This window comes from Algoriphagus taiwanensis (genome assembly GCF_036245645.1).
Taxonomy (GTDB): Bacteria; Bacteroidota; Bacteroidia; order Cytophagales; family Cyclobacteriaceae; genus Algoriphagus; species Algoriphagus taiwanensis.
Genome location: NZ_BTPE01000007.1, coordinates 140,317 through 160,806 on the forward strand (window position 1 = coordinate 140,317; position 20,490 = coordinate 160,806).

Here is a 20,490-nt window from a genome sequence, read left to right on the forward strand (position 1 = left end):
TCGATTTTTACTTGTTGGAAGGTTTGTAGCCTATGGCATAGGGAGTCCAAATTTCATAGATCGGGCTGCCGGTAGAGCTTAGTCCACTATGATGCCACTCTCCATCGATGACTTCGAAATCAAATCCCAAACTTGCACCGACTCTGTTATTATCTCTGGAGAAAAAAGTGATGTTTTCTGTGTATTTCCCGTCTTTGGCGGTGTAGGTTCCCCCTCCAGTGCCTGAGAATTCTCTGGTTTCAGAGTTGAACGCGACCCATTGAAATCTCCCTCCGCTGAGGATTTTAATCGTTCGTCGCGCTCCGGGTGTGGATCTTGAAATCTGATCGTCCCTTTTTCTTCCGGTGATCACCCAGTTTCCAGTCAATTCATCCTCAGCATCAGAAATTTTTTCCCATACCTCCACCAACATGCCATTGTTGGTATCCGCTGATAAGGTGAGCTTATTTCCGGAAAGTTCTGCTTTGAATGGGGTGGTGGTGCCTACTTGGAGGGGATTGAGCGTGAAAAAATCCAAGGTTTCGGAATATTTACCATTTGCGTAAGCATAGGGTCCACCCCCTGCACCGATAAAGGCATTGTCGCTGACATTTTTTACTCCAAAGGCAAAGTAATCGTCCTGATAAATCTTGATGTATTCCTGGTCGGTGACGGCTTTGCCATTTTGGCTTGTCAATTTCCAAGCCCCTTCTAGGCTCTGACCACTCACCCAAGTAAACAAGAACAGAAGCGGTAAAACAATTAATTTTTTCATGGCTAAGGCTTTTTAGATTGTTTTACTGAAATTCCCGATTCGGGGCCAGAATTCCAAAAGAAATTTGGTGATCGGAAAATTCGGGGCTAAAGCATGAAAAAATGAGGGAATTCCAGCTTGGGAAAAGCAAAGAGGGCGTTTTGGAAATGATTCCTGAGCGGAGAATCAAGAAAGTCATGCTTGGAGAAAGAGAAGTAGCTATTCTGAGACTAAAAGAAAAAATCTATGCCTTTGAACCCTTCTGCCCACACCGTGGAGCATCCTTGCTCACTGCCTTCACCAATGCGCAAGAGGAAATCATCTGTCCCCTTCATCAGTATCGGTTTGACTTAAAAACCGGGCAGGTGCGAAGCGGATATTGCAGAGACATGGAAGTTTACCCTTGTACCCTAAACGAAGAAGGACTGACTATCCAAATACCTTAGCAGATCAGTGGAGTTTGCTTCCGTTGGGCACAGGTCTTTCTACTGAGGCTAAAACAATGCCTCCTTCTTCAGCAGAGAATCCGGTAATGAGGATTTCGGACATAAAATCGGCAATTTGCCGGGGTTTAAAATTGCAAACACAGATCACCTGCCTACCAATCAGGCTTTCGGGAGTGTACCAATGGGTCACCTGTGCAGAGGACTTTTTGACTCCTAAATCGTCCCCTAAATCCACCCAAATTTTATAGGCAGGTTTTCTGGCTTTTTCAAAATTTTCTACCTGAATTATGGTCCCAATTCTCAAATCCACTTTGTTGAAATCTTCTAGGTCAATCGTTTGCATAGCCAATTTTTTTGCTAATTTTACAAACCTTTCTCAATTACCCCAGTTTAAATAAGGTAAATCCAACTCATGATGTCAAAGACAAACAACACCTTTTTGAAAAGTTTCGGTTTGTTTTGCTTGGTTTCTATTGGGATGGTTTCCTTTTCTCAGGAAGCTTTAGCCCAAGGAGAGCAAGAAAAGGTAGAAGAAAATGTTCCCCGGATTTTGGACAGACCCACATCTGTGGATGATCATACTTCCTCTCAGGACATTTCAACTCTTTTGGCACCAGAGGGTACTCGAGTAAAGCCGATTGTAAAATCAACAACTCCGGCTAAAAAAGATTCTCCAGAAAAGGATACCAAAAAAACAGATTCTCCTTCCACACTTTCATTTAATCTTTTCTTGTACGTGGTGGACAAATTCAAAGAAAACAATCAAAGAGCCGATTAATTTTAATCGCTTTTAAAACATAAAAAACCCGCTCAGATTCAATTCTAAGCGGGTTTTCTTTTTATCGATTTTTTTGATCAATTCTCTTTTAGAAAATTCTCTATATCCTTTAGGCTCATTCTTCCCTCATAGTATGCACGACCAAACACTGCCGCAGAAACTCCCAAATCTCTTAGCCTTCTGAAGTCGTCCACATTTCGAACCCCTCCGGATGCCGCCAAGTTGATCGTAGGGAATTTCTTCAAAATCTCTTCATACAGCTCAAAGTTTGGTCCTTCCATCACGCCATCTCTAGTCACATCGGAGCATTTGAGGTATTTCAGCCCTCGCTGATAGAAATAATCGATATGGTCAAAGAGATCGATTTCGGTCTTTTTAAGCCATCCTCTGATTTTAATTTTGTGATCTTGAGGATTGGTATCTGCCGCTAGATTGATTTTTTCTCTACCATAAGAAAGAATGAACTGGGCAAATCGCTCAGGATGATTTGCAGCCGCAGATGCAATGGTGACGGTCTTAGCACCGAATTCAAAACACTTGATTACATCACCATCCGTGGATACACCTCCTGTAAAATCTACCTTCAGATCTGTATATCCTGTGATCGCTTCGAGGATATGGTAATTCTTTGGCTCCGCCCTACGTGCCCCATCCAAATCCACCAAATGAAGCCGCTTAATTCCAATTCCCTCAAACACCTGGGCAATTTCCAAGGGATTGTTGGAAATGACTTCTTCAGTGGAAAAATCACCCCTTTGCAGGCGAACGCATTTTCCGTTGATCAGCCAAATAGATGGAATTATTTCAAACATAGGTTATTCGATTTTTTTGGTTAAGACTTGGAGCTTTTCTGTGCAGAGGATAAATATACAACCCCAAAATGATCCTAACTGCAATTCTTGCAGAAATGATTCATTTTTTAAATTAAAATGCGCTCTCTGGCTAAAAATTCTTAAAAATCCCTTCAAAAATTGATCAAAATCTCAATTTTGCAATACGTCCTCCCGAACCTGAGGTCCATATTGCACTCCCATCCACGGAATTTTTAACCGCATGAAACCCAGTCTTTGAAAATGAGGCCCAGGTATTTCCCAAATCCAAAGAAAAGTCCGACCCAGATGGCCCAACTGCGATAAGCATTTTTTTCCCCTTCAAAAAAGCTACTCCTGAACGATAGCCAAAAGGAGATACTTCAGGAATTTGGAAACCGGAGAAGTCCGAAAATAAAGCATTCCCCTCTCTGGATTCTGGCAGGGTATAATCTCCACCTACCATGATCAATCGGCCCTCAGCCTCTGTCATGGCAAAAACTCCCTTGGCACTTTCTCCCTGCGCCATCAGTGGAAGTGGGTTTACCTTCCAAGACATATCCATGATCGAATATCGGTGAAGGCGGCTGGAAGAACCTCCTGTGGCAAAAATCACTTCATTTGAATTGGCAATAAGTGAGGATGAACTTGCAGCGAATGCAGCTTCCCCATTCAGGGCTTCAGGTAATTTTTCTAAAGACTTCCAAGTCTTCCCTCGGTCTGAGCTAGCTAAGACCATCCATTTTCTTCCTACAGGATCTCCCAATACGTAGCCTACATCCCCAAAGAAATAGATTGCATCAAAAAAGGCCTCTTCTCCTTCCCTGTGGACTAGACTCCAAGTCGTCCCCCCATCCTCTGTCCTAAAGATCAAAGCAGGCTGTCCGGCAGATGCTGCTACTGCATTGAGCTCATCCCATGCATAAATGGACCTGAAATCCACTGTATCCAAACCTGCTATTACTCCATTTTCCCAAGTTTTACCTCCATCTTGGGTTTTAAGCCATGTGCCTCCACTACCACTTGCCCAGCAGATTTGGTCAGAAACAGGGGCAAGCCCTCGCAAAGAAGAATTCACCGGAGTTTTTACTTCTTCCCAACGGGGGCTTTGCCCAAAGAGAACTTGAGATAAGCCAAAGAAAAAGAGGACGAAAAGAAGCTTTTTCATCAAACGTCCACTTTCCTGTAGGCCTCAATCAGGGCTAATTCCCCTTCTTTTCCTGGCTGAGCATTGCCATGCTCCATCCCCAGAATTCCGTCAAAGCCTTTTTTATTCACCCATTCGAAGACATTGGAATAATTGATCTCACCGGTTCCAGGTTCCTTTCGGCCCGGATTGTCACCAATCTGTATGTAGGCAATTTCGCTCCAGGTCTTCTCCATGGTGGCAATCAGATTGCCCTCATTTCTCTGCATGTGATAGATGTCGTAAAGGATTTTGCATGAAGGACTTCCCACTGCTTTGCAAATCATGTACGTTTGATCTGCATGTCGAAGAAAGAGGTCTGGATTGTCACTCAAGGGCTCCAAAACCATAGTCAGGCCATGCGGTTCAAATATTTCTGCTCCCCGCTTTAATGCTTCGATCACATTACCCGTTTGCACCCCCATGGGAAGGTTTCTCTCAAAATATCCAGGCACTACAGTCATCCATTTTGCGTTGACCCGCTTGGCGGCTTCTACCGAATCACGGCAAGTTTTGAGGAAAGTATCCAAAAAGTCTTGCTTCCCAGTGGTCAAGGAGACTTTCCAGTTGTCACCTCCATCAATCACAAAAACCCCCATTCTCATTCCCAAATCGCTCAAGGTCTTCCCGATTAGCTCTTGGTCAGCTTCAGAACGCTTCAATAGTCCATTGTCCTCAAGCGATCGGAAACCCTGATCAGCCATAAAACGGAGCTCATCCACAATGCCTCCGGGAGCATGGTTTTTAAACATCCCAAAATGAGGGGCAAAATCCATGGTAAAAGGAGCTGCCTGCTTTTTGGAACTGGCTAATGCAGGAATGCTAACCGCGCCCGCTGCGCCAACTAGGGCTGAACCCAAGCCTATTCTTTTGATAAATCCTCTTCTTTCCATATCAGATGACTTGAGTTTTTCCTGGAATTGCATGTGGATAATACCCATCTGCATTTGGCAATAGTTTGGGCTGGGCGTCCCAATCCAGTTCTTCCGGGAAGAGATCCACGGAACCGTTGAGCGCCTCATCCCAGGTCAGTACTTTACCTGAGTAAGTGGCATATCTACCCATAATAGACGTCATGGTGGATTTAGCTGCATTTTCCGCATCGGCAAACTTATATTCTCCTTTCACTAAGGCTGCCCAGAGCTCATCGTGCTCTTGCTGATAGGGGTTAGGTTGATTTTCCCGGTCATGGGTGTAAATGGAATTTCCTTTCCAATCAGTCATTATGCCATGATTTCCCGCACTTAGGTAGACTTTACCTTTGGTGCCTTGGAAGGTTTCGTCCACCCGATTAGCCGCTCCGGGGAAATGGCGGCATTCCGAATGGATGACAGAACCATCCGCATAGGTAAAGGTGAGCACATGGTGGTCAAAAATCTCTCCATGGTCTTTTCCGGTTCGGATTTGACGTCCACCCGTACCTTCGGCTTTGATAGGATAAGCATTTTTCACCCAGTTGGCGATATCGATGTTGTGCACATGCTGCTCTACGATATGATCTCCGCAGAGCCAGTTGAAATAGTACCAGTTTCTCATCTGGTATTCCATTTCGGTCTGACCAGGTTGTCGCTCCCGAACCCATACTCCTCCGTCATTCCAATAGACTTGACCGCCTGTGATTTCTCCAAGATCTCCATTATGGATTCTTTTGATGACTTCCCGGTAATTGTTCTGATAATGTCTTTGCAGACCTACCACAACATTGAGTTTTTTGGCCTTAGCCTCTTCAGCGGCAGCTAAAACCTTTCGAATTCCAACAGCATCAGTAGCTACTGGCTTTTCCATAAAAATCTGCTTGCCCTGCTTGACCGCTTCCTCAAAGTGCTGAGGTCTGAATCCCGGAGGTGCCGCCAAAATCACGACATCGGCCAACGCAATGGCCTGCTTATATCCCTCAAATCCCACAAACATAGTATCTGGGGTAACTGCGACTTTTTCAGCTCCATATTTAGTGGAGATGGCTTTGTAGCTATTGTCCAGCCGATCCTGAAAGGCGTCTGCCATGGCTACCAATTGGATAGGGTGGCCTGTTTCAAAAGCTTGGAAAACTGCACCAGTTCCTCTTCCTCCACATCCGATGACTGCGAGCTTAAGGTGATTATCAGGAGCGGCATAGGCCCCCGGCACCAAGAAAGAAGGAGCCAGCATCCCGCCTGTCACCAAGGCGGAAGTTTTGATAAAGTCCCTTCGGGAATTCAGATTTTTCATATGTTAGGTTGTTTTAGGTTGTCAATAATCAGCTATAGGTTCTTGATTGTAATAGGCCTTAATTTCAGCGTCAGAAGGAGGATTAAGCGGTCTGACCACCCTCAAACCCATAAACGGTGCCTCTGGAAACCACCATTGACTCTTAGGAATCTGCGGGTCAATCCGCTTCCAATAAGGGTCAGAGGCAGATCGGAAAGCCGAGCCAATCTGCTCAGCAGGGGTTTTGAAACTTCCTCCTCTCACTGCATGGGGATACAAATTAACCGGAGCATTTACTGGATTATCCTTGGGTGACCTGCTGTAAAACGCCGGATCGTATTCGTCTAGAGTCCACTCCTGCACATTCCCGTAAATATCAAAAATACCCCAAGGATTGGGCTTTTTTGTACCAACCGGTTGAGTCTGCCCCCCGCTGTTTGAAGCAATCCAAGCATAGGATTCCAATTCTTGACTATCCTCCCCGAAGAAAAACCGGCTCTCCGATCCTGCTCTTGCAGCATATTCCCATTCGGCTTCGGTAGGAAGGCGATAGAAAATTCCTGTTTTCAGATACAGCCAATGACAAAACTGAATCGCTCCGAATTGGGTCATTCCCACGGCCGGCTTTCCTTCTTTGCCCATTCCAAAAGTCATATCCAAATAGGGCAAACTAGGTCTAGTGAGTCCATCCACTTGGGCTTCTACTCCTCCCTCAGTCATGCTTTCCTCAAAATTTTTATCCAAAAAAAGCTCAAACACATCCCAAGTGACTTCGTGGGCACCAATCCAAAAAGGATCAATTTTTACCTCATGCGCAGGATTTTGGTCAGAAAACTCAGGAGAATCTGAGCCCATTGTGAATGAACCTCCGGGAATAGGAACCATCTGAAACTCCAAGGCTGTCCCGGAAATCTGTTGAGAATAGGCCTCAAAATCTGCCTGTTCATTTAGCCGAAGGCTCAGAAAAGAAAAAAAGACGAGTATCCAGGTTTTTTTCATGGAGGAAGTTTAACTAGTTAGACTGGGGAAGATTACATTCTTTTGACCACTTCTTTTTTGGGGATTTTCAGAGACCACATTCCTCTCAAATCTCCCACTTTGTGACCTTTGGCTTGGTCTTCAGGATAAAGCTCAGCAAGTTTTGAAAGGGTCTCAGCATTGATGTCCTTTCCAGGATCCCCATGACAGCTAAGGCACAGCCCCCCAGGAATCACGATGGGTTTGGTGTAGAGAAAAACCTCCCCACCATCAATTTTTTGAATATTGGGTTCGCTTTTTATTCCATTTTCGGCATTGTATTCATACGCATCTAAAATAGGGGCCTCTTGTGCATCGGGTTGGTCTGCAGGGTTTCTATATCGGTTGGATGCCCGCTTGATGGACACGCCATGGACCTTGCCGACTTCAGTGAGGATAGGAAGGGCATTTATATTGCAAAACTCAATCGCTCCCGGCACTCCCTTTTCGGAAATGGCATTTTGAAGCTGAGAAATGAGCTGCATTTGAGCTTCGGTGGAAATGGAGTCTCCCCATATCATTGCCTCCTCGAGAATTTCTGCTTCTGAAAGCCTTTTCACCTCCATGTTTTTATTGACTTCTTCAAACACCTCCTTGGAAACCCTCTCTCCTCCCCCACAGGAAGAAATGAACATCAAAACCACAGAATATTTTATTATTTTTCTCATATCAACTCTATTTGTCGACTTAAATTAAGGTATTCTTGGCTTCATCCGAAACGAAAACGAAGAATCGGCGGTTTTTCCGCATCAAAATATTTTTCAAAGAATTTAGGTGTAAATTCAACCCAAGAAGCATCTAGGCTCCATGCGAATATTCTACCCTTTCCTTATAGTTCTTATTTTCTTCACAGGGATTAGCCAAGCCCAGACATTCACCAGGATGCAGAGCTGGGGTTTGGACTTTGAATCCATCTTCTGGATAGACGAAAATCGCGGAGTGATAGTGGGAGAGCGACTGATCGCCTATACTGAAGATGGAGGTTTGAGCTGGAAAGAAGTACTTCAGGAGTTTGATTTCCGGTTCAATGACGTGATTTTATTGAATGAAAATCTGGGAATTGCCGTAGGGGAAGGAGGGAGAATTTTCCGAACGTCCGATGGAGGGAAATCCTGGGCTGCCATGCAATCGGGAACGGATAAGGATTTGCTCGGCTTGGAAAAAACAGGAGAAAATCAGCTCCTGGCAGTTGGACAAGATGGACTTTTACTCCAATCTACTGATTCCGGTCAAAGCTGGTCTAGCCAGAATGCAGGATTTACCACCCAATTAAACCAAATCGCTTTTCAGGAAAATGGGTTGGGCTTAATCTGTGGAAATCAAGGATGGGTCGCCAAAACCCAAAACGGAGGTGCAAGCTGGGAAGTCCTTTCCACCGGAATCACCGAAAATCTAAACACCATTGAGATTGATCCATCAGGAAGAATTTATACTGCGGGAGAAGGAGGTACGATTCTATATTCTTTGGATACAGGAAAAACATGGACCAAAGTACTTTCTCCTGTGGCGGTGGATTTTCATCAGCTTGCCATCAGTCCCATGGATCAAAGGATCGTCGTCATTACCGGGGCTGAAAATACCGTAATCCGGTCTACAAACTCCGGGCAGACCTTTTCAAGAATCAATACTCCCACACAGGGGGTTGGGAGAACAATTAGAAGCCTCTCGTTTAAGCCTCAACTGGGAGTAGCCTATGCTGTAGGTCAGGATGGGTTCTCCATTTTTTCCAATAATTCCGGAGGGAGTTGGGCTTTTCGAATGGCGGGAGTAAGAAATAACTTTAAATCAGTGGACTTCAAAAATGCCAACTTTGGATTTGTCGCTGGGGAAAAAGGGCAGGTTTTTGTTTCCTCAAATGGATTTACGACACTAATTAACCGATCATTACCAGAGCAAACCGATCTCCTGTCCATGGATTTTTGGAATACAGGTTTTGGCTATGTCTCCTCCTCTGAGGGAAAAATGTACCGAACAAGCAACACAGGTTCAGCATGGGTTAATGTCTCCGCCCAGACTCCCGAATCAATCCTCGGATTTTACCTTTTTGCTCCTTCTGTACTTTATGTGACAGGGACAAATGGATATATGGCTCGCTCATTTGATTCAGGGGTGACGTGGGATGACAATATTGCTACCAATACAGAGGAAGACCTCAAAGACATCACTTATTTTGATTTTCAGGTAGGATTTGCCATCGGGAACAAAGGACAAATAAGCTGGTCCTTCGGAGGAAATGAATGGGAAAATCTACCAAAGCTGACCGATGAAGATTTGAATGCCTTGGCAAAACTGGATTCCAACACAGCGGTAATTGTTGGCAACAAGGGGGTTTTCTTGAAATCATTTGACAAAGCAAGAACTTGGGAAAGGTTCCCATTTCCTCAGGAAGTCGATTTATTGAGTGTGGATTTTTGGGATACCAACTTGGGCTTTGTAAGCGGAAAAAATGGAAAAACTTTTCAGACAAAGGATGGAGGGGCCACATGGTTTGAGATCAATTCGGAGACTTTGAGAGACCTAAATTCCATCAACTACGGGGATCCAGACAATATATACGCCGTGGGCGAAGATGGGACGATATTGAGGTATTCATGTGTTCCACCTGGGGATCTGGGTGAGGTCTTGGGTTCAGTCTCGACCTGTCTAGGATTATCCACCTACACCATTCCAGATTCTCCCCAAGCCGGATCAGAAATCATTTGGAGAGTCGATGGAGGAGAGATCACCAGCGGACAAGGCACTAATACCATTGAAGTAAACTGGACCCTTCCCGGCAGAAATGCCGTTTTGGTCAGCAGGGTCAACTTTTGCGGAGCAGGTGAGACTTCTTTTCTTGAAGTCCAAGTTTCAGAAATCCCTTCCAATAACACCCCTGTGACAGGTATGGGGGCGGTGTGCCTGGAAGAAGTGACCACATATTCTCTTCCCAACCGAGCTGGTGTCAATTATACTTGGACGGTGACTGGAGGAGAATTGATAAGTGGTCAGGGGACTAATGAAATCCAAGTTCGATGGACCAGTCCAGGATTGCAAAGCCTTTTCATCGTTCAAGAAAACTTCTGTGGAAAATCAGGGGAATTATCGACCCCGGTGCAGGTTTCGACCAAACCCGGACTACCCGCTGAAATCCAGGGAGAAGCTCTTGTTGGTCTAGGTGAGCAAAGCTATGAAATCCCAACTCTCCCAGGCTTGGACTACAGGTGGACGGTATCAGGAGGAGGAAGAATCCTTTCCGGCCAAGGAACAGGGCGAATCCAAGTAGCTTGGGAATCAGAGGGCGACTTTGAGCTGAGTGTGGAAGCTCAAAATGCCTGCAATTTTGGGCCTAAACGAGTACTTCCCGTAAAAGTGAACATCATCACGGGCAATGAATTGAATACCGGTGCCGGAAATCTGAAGATTTACCCCAACCCAAGCTTTACCGGAAATATAACGCTAGAATCTGAGCAACTTGACCAGTGGACCTCTGTGGAGTTCTTTACCAGTTCGGGTCAAAGGATCCGCGAAAAGTCTATTCAGAAAGGTGATACCTTCATTTCGGCTGATGGACTTCCAAAAGGGCTGATTCTGATCCAGCTTACAGGGCCAAAAGGAGTGATCCAAAAAAAGGTGCTGATTCTTTAAATATTTCAAAAAAATTTAAATCGGGAAGGGTGATTTTTTATGAAGCCAAACCAAATTTTATTTGGCTTTTATAGAATATTATCAATTTTATTTTATAAAAAATAAAATTTCTATTTGCAAATACCCCATATACAAAACTTTGTTTGGCTAAAGGCCTTTGCATTATCCAAAACTTTTTCTCTCATTTGGGGCAAGATATAAGCCCAATGAACTCAAGAAATTTTCAACCCGAAAGCCTGATGATGTCTTATGGCTACAAGCCTGAACTATCAGAGGGGGCAATCAAATGCCCAATCTTCCAAACCTCCACCTTCGTATTCAAATCCGCACAAGAAGGGAAGGAATTTTTCGAATTAGCCTACGGCAAAAGAGAAAAAAATCCCGACGAACAGCCCGGACTCATCTACTCCAGACTCAATAATCCGGATCTTCAAATACTGGAAGAACGACTCTGTCTCTGGGATGGTGCAGAAAAATGCGCTGTCTTTGAAAGCGGTATGTCGGCTATTTCCACAGTTTTACTGGAATTCCTTAGACCTGGAGACTCCCTTCTCTATAGCATGCCGGTCTATGGGGGCACAGACCACTTCATCAATAAAGTTCTTCCTCAATATGGAATCAAGGGGATCGGTTTTACCCCTAATGATTCGAAGGAGGAAATTTTAAATAAGGCAAAAAACAAAGGAGTTAAGCTAGTCTATGTCGAAACTCCGGCCAACCCCACCAATGCCTTATTTGACTTAAGCCTTTGCCGGGAAATAGCAGATGAACTTGCCACGAGTGATTCCCCGGTCTACGTGGCGGTGGACAACACCTACATGGGTCCCCTTTGGCAACATCCCCTGAAATTGGGAGCAGACTTAGTCTTGTACTCGGCCACAAAATACATTGGAGGACATTCGGATTTGATTGCCGGTGCTGTTTTAGGCAATGCGGCATTGATGCAGCGAGTGCTCACTCTACGAACTTTCTTGGGAAATATGGCTGGACCCTGGACCGGATGGCTTCTGATGCGAAGTCTGGAAACATTAAAAGTCAGGATGACTCAGCAGGCCGAAAACGCCTCCAAAGTAGCGGACTTTTTAGCTGCCCATCCCAAGGTGGAGAAAGTGTTTTATCTGGGCCATTTGGAGCCCGGAAGTGATCAATACCGAATTTTCAAAAACCAACTGACCAGCGCTGGGGCGATGGTTTCATTCAATATCCGTGGAGGAGAACAGGAAGCATTTAAGTTTTTGGATGGACTCAAGCTGTTTCATTTGGCTGTTTCCTTGGGAAGTACCGAATCTTTAGCTGAGCATCCTGCTACGATGACGCATAGTGACGTGAGCGAGGAAGACAGAAAAAACCTCGGGATTTCTGAAAAGTTGGTTCGACTCTCTATCGGAGTAGAAAATTACCAAGACCTAATATGGGATATTGAGCAGGCCTTGGGTCAAGTGTAAAAAAATGGGATGAGTTACTGCTCATCCCTTATTACTACATACTGAAATATGTCTCCGATTTTCCCTCTTTTGATGTAGGCTTTCTTGAGAATCGCCTCGGGAATATAGCCTGCTTTCTCGAGCACACTCATGGATTCTCCGTTGAAATCATACACTTGAGCAAATATCCGCTCAATGTCAAACTTCTCAAGAATATACTTAGTGTAAATCTTCACCGCTTCCGTAGCGATTCCTTTGCCCCAGAATGGCTCCCCTACCCAAAAGCCTAATTCCACATTGGTCCTTAACTCGTCTTTACCCCGCTCGGAACCGATAGCACCTACAAGTTTTCCCTCATATTCGATGGCAAAGTTTTGAGGGGGATTGAACTTTTGATTGTGCTCTATCCAGTGTCGGGCATCATGAATGGTATAGGGCTGAGGAAAACTGTCCCTGAGATTCATCGCAATCTTGGGATTGTTGGCAAGTGGATAAAGTTGATGGAAATGAGACTCATTCCAAGTGACTAAGTTGATGTCTCTTTCTCCGGCAATGATCATAAAAGTACAGCGGTTATGGGGCTTGAATTGTTCAATATAGGAGGTTTCCCTTGGTATGACAAGCGGGATTTGATCACTCGATCCCTCCTGCCTGCATTTTCTCCAAATTCTCTGCCATTCTCAGCGCGGAGATGAATTCTTCGATATGCCCGTCCATCACTTCAGGTAGATTATAGACTGTTTTGTTGATTCGGTGGTCAGTCACCCGGGATTGGGGATAGTTGTAAGTCCGGATTTTGTCCGAACGGTCACCACTGCCTACCATGGATTTTCTCTGAGCCCCAACAGACTCATTGTGCTTGGCCAGCTCAATCTCATACAGTCGAGAACGGAGTACTTTGAGTGCTTTTTCAAAGTTTTTGATCTGAGACTTTTCGTCCTGACAAGTTACGACCAGCCCCGTAGGATTGTGGGTCAAACGAACAGCAGAATAGGTAGTATTGACCGATTGTCCTCCTGGACCTGAGGAGCAATAGGTATCCTTGCGAATATCATTCATATCCAAATGCACCTCCACTTCGTCCATTTCAGGCAATACAGCCACTGAAGCAGCAGAGGTGTGCACACGCCCTTGAGACTCGGTAGCCGGTACGCGCTGCACGCGGTGCACACCGGACTCATATTTTAGCATACCGTAGACGTCCGCTCCGGATACCGTGGCTATGATTTCCTTGTAGCCTCCTGCAGTGCCAAAGGTCAAATCCAGCACCGTAAGCTTCCAGCCCTGCATTTCGCAAAAGCGCTCATACATCCGAAAAAGATCACCTGCAAAAATCGCCGCTTCATCTCCTCCTGTCCCTGCACGAACTTCCAAAATACAGTCTTTGGAGTCATTCGGATCTTTGGGAATAAGCAATTCCTTCAACTCAGCTTCCAGCTTTTCCTTTCTTTCCCGAAGGTCTTCCAGTTCCAATTTCGCCATCTCACGAAACTCCGGATCTTTTTCCTTGTCCAGAATCGCCTTGGAGCTGTCGATATTTTGAAGCACCAAGTCATATTCATCATAAGCAGCCACGATTTTTTCCAAGTCTTTATACTCTTTGGTCAGCTTGGCATACTTACTCATATCTGCCATCGAATCAGGCAGGATGATCAGCTGACCAACTTCTTCAAATCGTTCTTTAAGGGCTTGTAATTTATCGAGCATGGGTTTTTTCTTGGCTGCGCAAAAGTAAGGAAATTTATTCTTGGAGTAGAAAAAGGGAATAGGCCTCCAATAAAAAGAGCCTGATTTTCCATCAGGCTCTTGGTTTTTGATCTAGAAATCGGGTTTATTCCACCGTTACTGATTTTGCCAAGTTTCTAGGCTGATCCACATTGCAACCTCTCATTACCGCAATGTGGTAGGAGAAAAGCTGAAGTGGAACTACCGCTACCAAAGGCACAAAAGCCTCATGAACCTCTGGGATTTCGATGACATGGTCTGCCATAGCTTTGACTTGGGTATCACCTTCGGTCACTACAGCAATCACCTTTCCCTTTCTAGCCTTCACTTCTTGAATGTTGCTGACTACTTTTTCGTAAGAACTATCCTGGGTAGCAATAAAGATCACTGGCATTTCCTCATCGATCAAGGCAATCGGACCATGCTTCATTTCTGCTGCAGGGTAGCCTTCAGCATGGATGTAGGAAATTTCTTTCAGTTTCAGCGCACCTTCCAATGCCACAGGGAAATTGTATCCTCTTCCCAAGTAAAGCATGTTACGGGCATCCTTGTATTCTGAAGAAATGTATTTGATCAGTTCGTTGGACTGAAGGGCTTTTTCTACTTTGGAAGGAATAGCCGCTAGCTCGTGAAGAAGCTGAATGTATTTGTTTTCTGGCAGGGTGCCTCTCTGATAGCCCAACTTGAGGGCCATCATAGCCAAAACAGAAATCTGGGCTGTAAAAGCCTTGGTAGAAGCTACACCAATCTCCGGTCCTGCGTGTGTGTATGATCCAGCATGAGTGGCTCTAGGAATGGAAGAACCCACCACATTACAAACCCCAAAGATGGTAGCACCGCGTGATTTGGCCAGCTCAATGGCAGCTAGGGTATCTGCAGTCTCTCCCGATTGGGAAATCGCGATCACGAAGTCCTTTTCATTTACCACCGGATTTCTGTATCGGAATTCAGAAGCATATTCCACCTCCACAGGTACTCTGGCAAATTCTTCAAAGAGGTATTCGGCCACCAAACCAGCATGCCAGGAAGTACCGCAGGCGGTAATTATGATTCGCTCGGCATTCTGAAACTTGTTCATATAGTCTCTCAAGCCTCCCAAAACCAGTCTTCCTGATTTGGCATCTAGCCTCCCTCTGAGACAGTCTGCTATCGATTTGGGCTGTTCGTAGATTTCCTTGAGCATGAAATGTTCGTAGCCACCCTTTTCGATCGCTTCCAATTCCAACTCCAACTGATTGATGTAAGGGTTGGTGTGGACATTTTCAATGGTTTTGACTTGCAATGCTCCACCTCTGATCACTGCTATTTCATAATCATCCAGATAAACCACCTTATTGGTGTACTCAATGATTGGAGTCGCATCAGAAGCCAGAAAATACTCGTCCTCGCCCACTCCGATCACAAGCGGAGAGCCTTTTCTGGCTGCAATCAGCGTGTCAGGCTCTTCCATATTGATCAAAACGATGGCATAGGCACCCACTACTTTGTGAAGTGCCAATCGCAGTGCCTCCTCGAGAGAGCATTGGTTGTTGACATAGATATCTTCGATAAACTTCACGAAGACCTCAGTATCTGTCTCACTTTGGAAAGTGTAACCTTTCTGAAGAAGATCTTTTTTCAATACCTCGTAGTTTTCAATGATCCCATTATGAATCATCGCAAAGCGCTCGGAGGCCGAGTAATGCGGATGGGCATTGACATCATTAGGCTCACCGTGAGTTGCCCATCGGGTATGGCCGATTCCTATTTTGGATTGAAGCTGCCCGTTGGTCTGAAGATAATTCTCCAACTCAGCGACTTTTCCTTTTTTCTTGTAAACACTAAGTCCATTTTGGTCAAGGAGTGCAACCCCAGCTGAATCATAGCCTCGGTATTCTAATCTACGAAGGCCTTTGAGAATGATAGGCAAAGCTTCCTGCTGCCCTACGTACGCAACTATTCCACACATAATGAAAAATTCTTAAAAGTTGAATTATACTTCCGCAAAGAAACAGGTTTCGTGCCAAAAAAAATAATCCACTTCTGCAAAAACAGAAAGTGGATTACAGAGACTTTTTCGAAATCGATTGATTATCTCGTTCTGGAGTAAATCACCTGAACTTTAATTTTATCTTTATTGATCTTGTATTGCCTCATGGATCTGCGGAATTCAATCCCCTGAGCGGGAGTTTCTGCAAATAATAACCAATCTTGTCTTTGAAGCTGACCTCTGAAAATCGCATTGACATGAGAAGTGATTCGCGTACGATACTCTTTGTTTTCAGAATCGAATTGAAGTACAGCCGCTGAAGCAAAGAAATTGTTCGGAACAAGATTTCCGTTTTCATCCTCGATCACCTGAGGTTGACCATCTCCTTGCACATGCAATTCATTTTTTGCAGGAAGAGAACTTAACAAAACCCGGTTTTCGGAATCAATAAACTTCATCACCATGGCAGAAATGGGATTATTATCCTCATCCTGTGCCTCAATGGGACCAATATTCAGGTTGATCTGATTAAAAGTCACACCGCTTAGTGTATCCAGGAAGGCATCAATTGGACTGGTATCCACTTTCAGCGCCATGGCTAACCCGGATTTCATTCCTACAATAGGTCCCACGTCGTAAGTTTTTCCCTTATCGACAATGACTTGCGTTGGCGTGCCGGACCTATCCGACTTTATCCCATTAAAACTTCTCGAAGAGAAAGTAGAAATGGTAAAAGCAGAAGCTACGGTATCGCCAGCATAATGGAAGAAAAAGGTCAAGCTTGTATTTCCACCCAAGGCCACACCGATAGACGTATTATCTCCTTCCCGAGCTTGCAATGCAAAACCTGGGAAATAATCTCTGAATTCAAAAAGGGTTTGAAATTCCCGAGTATTTCTAAGTCTTACAAAGAAATCGTCAGCGAAGGTCTCGTCCACTGGAAAAACCAGAGTAGTATCCTTTACGTCACCAAAGGTTGCCTCCACCTCAGCAAAAGGAGTTGGCTGGTAATCCAATTGGTCAAAATTGTAATACAAGGTATCCAGAATCGGCTCAGTGAGCTGGTGAACCGAATACTTTTTAGGTTGGTCCAGATTGGATCCATTCACACTGACCACATCCAGGCTGAAGAAAGTGGAATCCAAAATGGCATCATTCCTTGGCCTGTCCTCGGTCACATCCAAAAACATCCTGCTGAAGGCAGTAGCTTCGGTCACTCCAAACAAATCATCCTGCTCATGACCTGCCAGCAAAATGGTAGAGTTGGTCGTATTGAACGAGTCCAACAAAATCATCTGGGCATCCAAAGCAAACTCCCGATAAAAAACACCGATTTGGTTATTATCAGGAGCTAGTTCGATACCGATCCGGGAGGGATCACTGCAGGAAGAATTTAGGAAAATAAGGGAAATGAGGGCCAAAAAGGCCCATTTAACCGGCGAGACTGGTGTAGATGCCGTATAACTCTTCATGAGCTTGCTGCTCTTCTTCAATACTGATTTCAAACTTTTTATCTTTTGAGAAATCCTCGATGAGTTGGTTTAATTCGGCAGAGACATCCTGACCTTTGATTACCATGTCGGCGTATTCCATACCCAGCTTGATAAATCCGGTGAAGTCTTTGCTTTTCAAAGGTGCTAAAATAGTGTCATCGATGTCCACCATCTTAACCTTGTTTAACAAATCGTCGCCAAAGGTATGGGAAAATCCATTGGAATAAATCCCAAAGACCGTTTTGGTGTCTTTAAAAAGTGGATCGTTCTTGTAAGTGGTTTTCAAATACATCGGGATCAAAGAGGTCATCCAGTCATTGCAATGCACGATATCCGGAGCCCAACCTAATTTTTTCACAGTTTCGATTACTCCTTTACAGAAGAAAATGGCACGCTCGTCATTGTCTTCGTAAAATTTCTCCTGCTTGTCATGGAATACGCTTTTTCTCTGGAAGTAATCTTCGTTGTCGATAAAATACACCTGAAGCTTGGCATTGGGGATAGAGGCTACTTTGATGACCAGTGGCTTTTCTTCCTCACCTACCGCGATATTGATCCCGGAGAGTCTAACTACTTCATGAAGTCGGTTTTTTCTTTCGTTAATCAACCCAAATCTTGGAACCAAAATACGAATCTCCATTCCACGCTCTTGCATGGCTTGGGGGAGTGTTCGTAAGAAATTGGCTACTTCAGAAGTTTGTAAGAAAGGGTTGATTTCACTGGCGACGTAGAGAATACGTAGTTTGGACATACTTATGGGATTTTAATGAAAGTGATAAACAACGGCACAAAGGTAATAAAAAAAAGCCTAAAAGCCTTGTAATTCTGGATATTAATCTAGTTTTGCCCCAATTTGGCCAAAATCCTGCCATCTCGTGAAACGAATCAATACCCCCTCTGAGTGGAACCCCTTATGGCTCAGCCATCTCCAGAAAAACGAAAAAATAGGTTTTGTTCCTACCATGGGTGCATTGCATCAGGGACACTTGGATTTGGTGCAGAAGTCTCTCGAAAATACCGATGCAACCCTCGTTTCGATTTTTGTCAATCCTACCCAATTCAATAATCCCGAGGATTTCAAAAAGTACCCCAATACGCTTGCAGAAGACTTGAAAAAGCTGGAGTCCGTAGGCGTGGATTATGTATTTGTGCCCAATGTGGAAACCATGTATCCGGATAAAGCTGAACTCAAGCTGGACTTTGGTTTTGTAGAACGGGTGCTTGAAGGAGAATTCAGACCGGGACATTTCAACGGAGTAGGCTTGGTGGTTTCCAAGCTTTTTCATGCTATCCGACCCCATGTGGCATTTTTTGGACAAAAGGATCTTCAGCAGGTTGCGGTAATCAAACGATTGGTTAAGGATCTTTCTTTTCCTATCGAATTGGAAATCGTCCCCACCCGCAGAGAGGAAGACGGATTAGCGATGTCCTCGCGAAATCTCCGGCTTAGTCCCGAAGAAAGAGAACAAGCCCTGATCTTAATTCACAGTCTAAAAAAGGCAAAAAAAGAACTTTTTGAAGGGAAATTCTGGTTGGAGGTCAAAAAGGAAATCGAGCAGGATTTTCTCCAGGTACCTTTGGCCAAGCTGGATTATTTCGAGTTGGTCAATCCTGACACATTTGAAAGTCAGTCGGAATTCAGCCCTGCGAAAAAATCCTCCATCTGTGTCGCAGCTTATTTGGGAGAAATCCGATTGATCGACAACCTGCCGATAATTCCTTAATTTCGCGCCGGAAAAACTAAACCAATGCAAATCCAAATTCTTAAATCCAAAATCCACCGGGTGAAAATCACCCAGGCTGAGCTCCACTATGTGGGTTCAATTACCATCGATGAAGACCTGATGGATGCTGCTCATCTGATCGAAAATGAAAAAGTTCAGATAGTCAATGTCAACAATGGCGAAAGACTGGAAACCTATGTGATCAAAGGAGAAAGAGGCAGCGGCCAGGTCTGTTTGAATGGACCAGCAGCCCGCAAAGCTGCCGTTGGAGATATAGTTATTATTATCTCCTATGCAGGAATGGAACTGGAAGAAGCGAAAAAATACCATCCTGTTCTTATCTTCCCCGATGAAAGGAATCGGCTGATCTAATGAACTCTACACTCAAAAAAGGAATCCAAATAGCACTCTCACTGGGGGTAGCTGTTTGGATTTTTTGGTTTTTGTACAAGGACATCGACGCTTCAAACCTTTGGAATCAGCTTCAGACGAGCAACTGGCTTTGGATTGGAGGATCTTTGGTTATCTCTTGGATTGGGTTCTGGCTAAGGGGCTGGAGATGGACCCTGTTGATTTCAAAAGAGGAGGGAATCCCCGTTGATTCTACCCGCTCCTACCACGCGGTCATGATTGGCTATTTGGCCAATCTTCTGGTGCCAAGAGCCGGAGAGGTGGCGCGTTGCGGAATTCTCACTCGCACCAATGGCGTTTCTTTGGGACACCTTTTGGGTACAGTCATCATCGAACGAAGCATTGATTTACTATTCCTAGTGGGTACCATTCTCCTGGCCTTTTTACTGGAAAATCAACTTTTCCTGGATCTTTCTTCCGGGCTCGTAGATTTATCTTCCTTGGGGGAAAAAGCCGCAAACAATCTGCCTTTGGTTTTGGGGGGAGCGGTCGTATTCTTTCTTTTCTTTTATATTCTTTTTCGAAGATTCCGAAATCATGGACTGATCAATAAGCTTCAGGGCTTTTTCCGTCAGATTTTTTCCGGAGTCAAAAGCATTTCCCAAATGCGCAATCCTCAAGGATTCTGGCTTACTTCAGTGGCTATTTGGGTCGTTTACTTTCTTACCATGTACTTTGTGTCGTTGGCTATAGAAAGCACTGCCAATTTGACACCGGGAGAAGTCCTTTTAGTCATGGTCATGGGGAGTATTGGCATGGTAGCGCCTGTTCAAGGTGGGATAGGGACCTTTCATGCACTCGTGGCCTACATTTTGATCCAATTGGGAGTGTCAGAGACAGACGGGAAAATCTTCGCTGCCATCATACACGGTACCCAACTTGTATTTATGCTTATCTTGGGTCTACTAAGCTGGCTAGCAATGATGAGAATCCCCGCTTGGATTAAACCTGACAAGGTCTAACT

20 protein-coding genes are annotated in these 20,490 nt (G+C 44.7%); 7 read left to right on the top strand and 13 right to left on the bottom strand.

Features of this window, described 5'->3' with window-relative positions; all coding sequences use genetic code 11:
* Nucleotides 1–7: 7 nt before the first annotated feature.
* Nucleotides 8–754 (bottom strand): hypothetical protein, encoded by a 747-nt coding sequence (locus tag AAA938_RS11545; protein WP_338228886.1) that lies wholly within the window; start codon nucleotides 752–754, stop codon nucleotides 8–10.
* A 101-nt stretch (nucleotides 755–855) separates the two neighbouring features.
* Between AAA938_RS11545 and AAA938_RS11550 the strand changes: the two genes are divergently transcribed.
* Nucleotides 856–1,179: a Rieske (2Fe-2S) protein gene (locus AAA938_RS11550; protein ID WP_338228887.1), complete on the top strand. Its 324-nt coding sequence runs from the start codon at nucleotides 856–858 to the stop codon at nucleotides 1,177–1,179.
* A 4-nt stretch (nucleotides 1,180–1,183) separates the two neighbouring features.
* On the opposite strand, the gene AAA938_RS11555 is transcribed toward AAA938_RS11550, so the two are convergent.
* Nucleotides 1,184–1,522: a tRNA-binding protein gene (locus tag AAA938_RS11555; protein WP_338228888.1), complete on the bottom strand. Its 339-nt coding sequence runs from the start codon at nucleotides 1,520–1,522 to the stop codon at nucleotides 1,184–1,186.
* Between the two features lie 69 nt (nucleotides 1,523–1,591).
* Between AAA938_RS11555 and AAA938_RS11560 the strand changes: the two genes are divergently transcribed.
* Nucleotides 1,592–1,957 carry a hypothetical protein gene (locus AAA938_RS11560; RefSeq protein ID WP_338228889.1) on the top strand — a complete coding sequence of 122 codons (366 nt, stop codon included), beginning with the start codon at nucleotides 1,592–1,594 and terminating at the stop codon, nucleotides 1,955–1,957.
* Between the two features lie 77 nt (nucleotides 1,958–2,034).
* Here AAA938_RS11560 and AAA938_RS11565 read toward each other — a convergent pair whose 3' ends face one another.
* From AAA938_RS11565 to AAA938_RS11590, 6 genes are all read right to left on the bottom strand, one after another.
* Complete coding sequence (locus tag AAA938_RS11565; RefSeq protein WP_338228890.1) at nucleotides 2,035–2,769, bottom strand: 1-(5-phosphoribosyl)-5-[(5-phosphoribosylamino)methylideneamino]imidazole-4-carboxamide isomerase; 735 nt, start codon at nucleotides 2,767–2,769, stop codon at nucleotides 2,035–2,037.
* Between the two features lie 163 nt (nucleotides 2,770–2,932).
* Nucleotides 2,933–3,934, bottom strand: coding sequence for a WD40/YVTN/BNR-like repeat-containing protein (locus AAA938_RS11570; protein WP_338228891.1), 1,002 nt, complete (start codon nucleotides 3,932–3,934; stop codon nucleotides 2,933–2,935).
* A complete protein-coding gene (locus AAA938_RS11575; protein WP_338228893.1) occupies nucleotides 3,934–4,845 on the bottom strand; it encodes a hydroxypyruvate isomerase family protein in 912 nt (303 codons plus the stop codon). The genes AAA938_RS11570 and AAA938_RS11575 overlap by 1 nt, the downstream gene beginning before the upstream one ends.
* 1 nt (nucleotide 4,846) lies before the next feature.
* Nucleotides 4,847–6,160, bottom strand: coding sequence for a Gfo/Idh/MocA family protein (locus tag AAA938_RS11580; RefSeq protein WP_338228894.1), 1,314 nt, complete (start codon nucleotides 6,158–6,160; stop codon nucleotides 4,847–4,849).
* A 21-nt stretch (nucleotides 6,161–6,181) separates the two neighbouring features.
* The gene (locus tag AAA938_RS11585; RefSeq protein ID WP_338228895.1) at nucleotides 6,182–7,138 is read right to left on the bottom strand and encodes a formylglycine-generating enzyme family protein; all 957 of its coding nucleotides are present in this window, start codon (nucleotides 7,136–7,138) and stop codon (nucleotides 6,182–6,184) included.
* Nucleotides 7,139–7,170: 32 nt separating this feature from the next.
* Entirely contained in the window at nucleotides 7,171–7,824 is a 654-nt protein-coding gene (locus AAA938_RS11590; protein WP_338228896.1) for a Tll0287-like domain-containing protein, read from the bottom strand.
* A 139-nt stretch (nucleotides 7,825–7,963) separates the two neighbouring features.
* Here AAA938_RS11590 and AAA938_RS11595 point away from each other — a divergent pair, with 139 nt between their 5' ends.
* On the top strand, nucleotides 7,964–10,780 hold the full coding sequence (locus tag AAA938_RS11595; protein WP_338228897.1) for a YCF48-related protein: 2,817 nt from the start codon (nucleotides 7,964–7,966) through the stop codon (nucleotides 10,778–10,780).
* Between the two features lie 206 nt (nucleotides 10,781–10,986).
* Entirely contained in the window at nucleotides 10,987–12,225 is a 1,239-nt protein-coding gene (locus AAA938_RS11600; RefSeq protein WP_338228898.1) for a cystathionine gamma-synthase family protein, read from the top strand.
* A gap of 14 nt (nucleotides 12,226–12,239) precedes the next feature.
* On the opposite strand, the gene AAA938_RS11605 is transcribed toward AAA938_RS11600, so the two are convergent.
* The 5 genes from AAA938_RS11605 to AAA938_RS11625 all read right to left on the bottom strand — a co-directional run bounded on the left by AAA938_RS11605 (nucleotide 12,240) and on the right by AAA938_RS11625 (nucleotide 18,142).
* Nucleotides 12,240–12,764 (bottom strand): GNAT family N-acetyltransferase, encoded by a 525-nt coding sequence (locus AAA938_RS11605; RefSeq protein ID WP_338228899.1) that lies wholly within the window; start codon nucleotides 12,762–12,764, stop codon nucleotides 12,240–12,242.
* A gap of 73 nt (nucleotides 12,765–12,837) precedes the next feature.
* Nucleotides 12,838–13,911 (bottom strand): peptide chain release factor 1, encoded by a 1,074-nt coding sequence (prfA, locus tag AAA938_RS11610; RefSeq protein WP_338228900.1) that lies wholly within the window; start codon nucleotides 13,909–13,911, stop codon nucleotides 12,838–12,840.
* 124 nt (nucleotides 13,912–14,035) lie between these two features.
* On the bottom strand, nucleotides 14,036–15,877 hold the full coding sequence (gene glmS / locus AAA938_RS11615) for a glutamine--fructose-6-phosphate transaminase (isomerizing) (protein ID WP_338228901.1): 1,842 nt from the start codon (nucleotides 15,875–15,877) through the stop codon (nucleotides 14,036–14,038).
* Between the two features lie 122 nt (nucleotides 15,878–15,999).
* Nucleotides 16,000–17,370 carry a DUF4270 family protein gene (locus AAA938_RS11620; RefSeq protein WP_338228902.1) on the bottom strand — a complete coding sequence of 457 codons (1,371 nt, stop codon included), beginning with the start codon at nucleotides 17,368–17,370 and terminating at the stop codon, nucleotides 16,000–16,002.
* The gene (locus tag AAA938_RS11625) at nucleotides 17,330–18,142 is read right to left on the bottom strand and encodes a glycogen/starch synthase (protein ID WP_338220600.1); all 813 of its coding nucleotides are present in this window, start codon (nucleotides 18,140–18,142) and stop codon (nucleotides 17,330–17,332) included. Before AAA938_RS11625 ends, AAA938_RS11620 begins: the two co-directional genes overlap by 41 nt.
* Nucleotides 18,143–18,266: 124 nt before the next feature.
* Here AAA938_RS11625 and panC point away from each other — a divergent pair, with 124 nt between their 5' ends.
* Genes panC through AAA938_RS11640 form a run of 3 tightly spaced genes read left to right on the top strand, consistent with a single transcriptional unit; the run spans nucleotide 18,267 to nucleotide 20,488 of the window.
* On the top strand, nucleotides 18,267–19,115 hold the full coding sequence (gene panC / locus AAA938_RS11630) for a pantoate--beta-alanine ligase (RefSeq protein ID WP_338228903.1): 849 nt from the start codon (nucleotides 18,267–18,269) through the stop codon (nucleotides 19,113–19,115).
* Between the two features lie 24 nt (nucleotides 19,116–19,139).
* On the top strand, nucleotides 19,140–19,487 hold the full coding sequence (gene panD / locus AAA938_RS11635; protein WP_338228904.1) for an aspartate 1-decarboxylase: 348 nt from the start codon (nucleotides 19,140–19,142) through the stop codon (nucleotides 19,485–19,487).
* Complete coding sequence (locus AAA938_RS11640) at nucleotides 19,487–20,488, top strand: lysylphosphatidylglycerol synthase transmembrane domain-containing protein (RefSeq protein WP_338228905.1); 1,002 nt, start codon at nucleotides 19,487–19,489, stop codon at nucleotides 20,486–20,488. The genes panD and AAA938_RS11640 overlap by 1 nt, the downstream gene beginning before the upstream one ends.
* Nucleotides 20,489–20,490 lie beyond the last annotated feature (2 nt).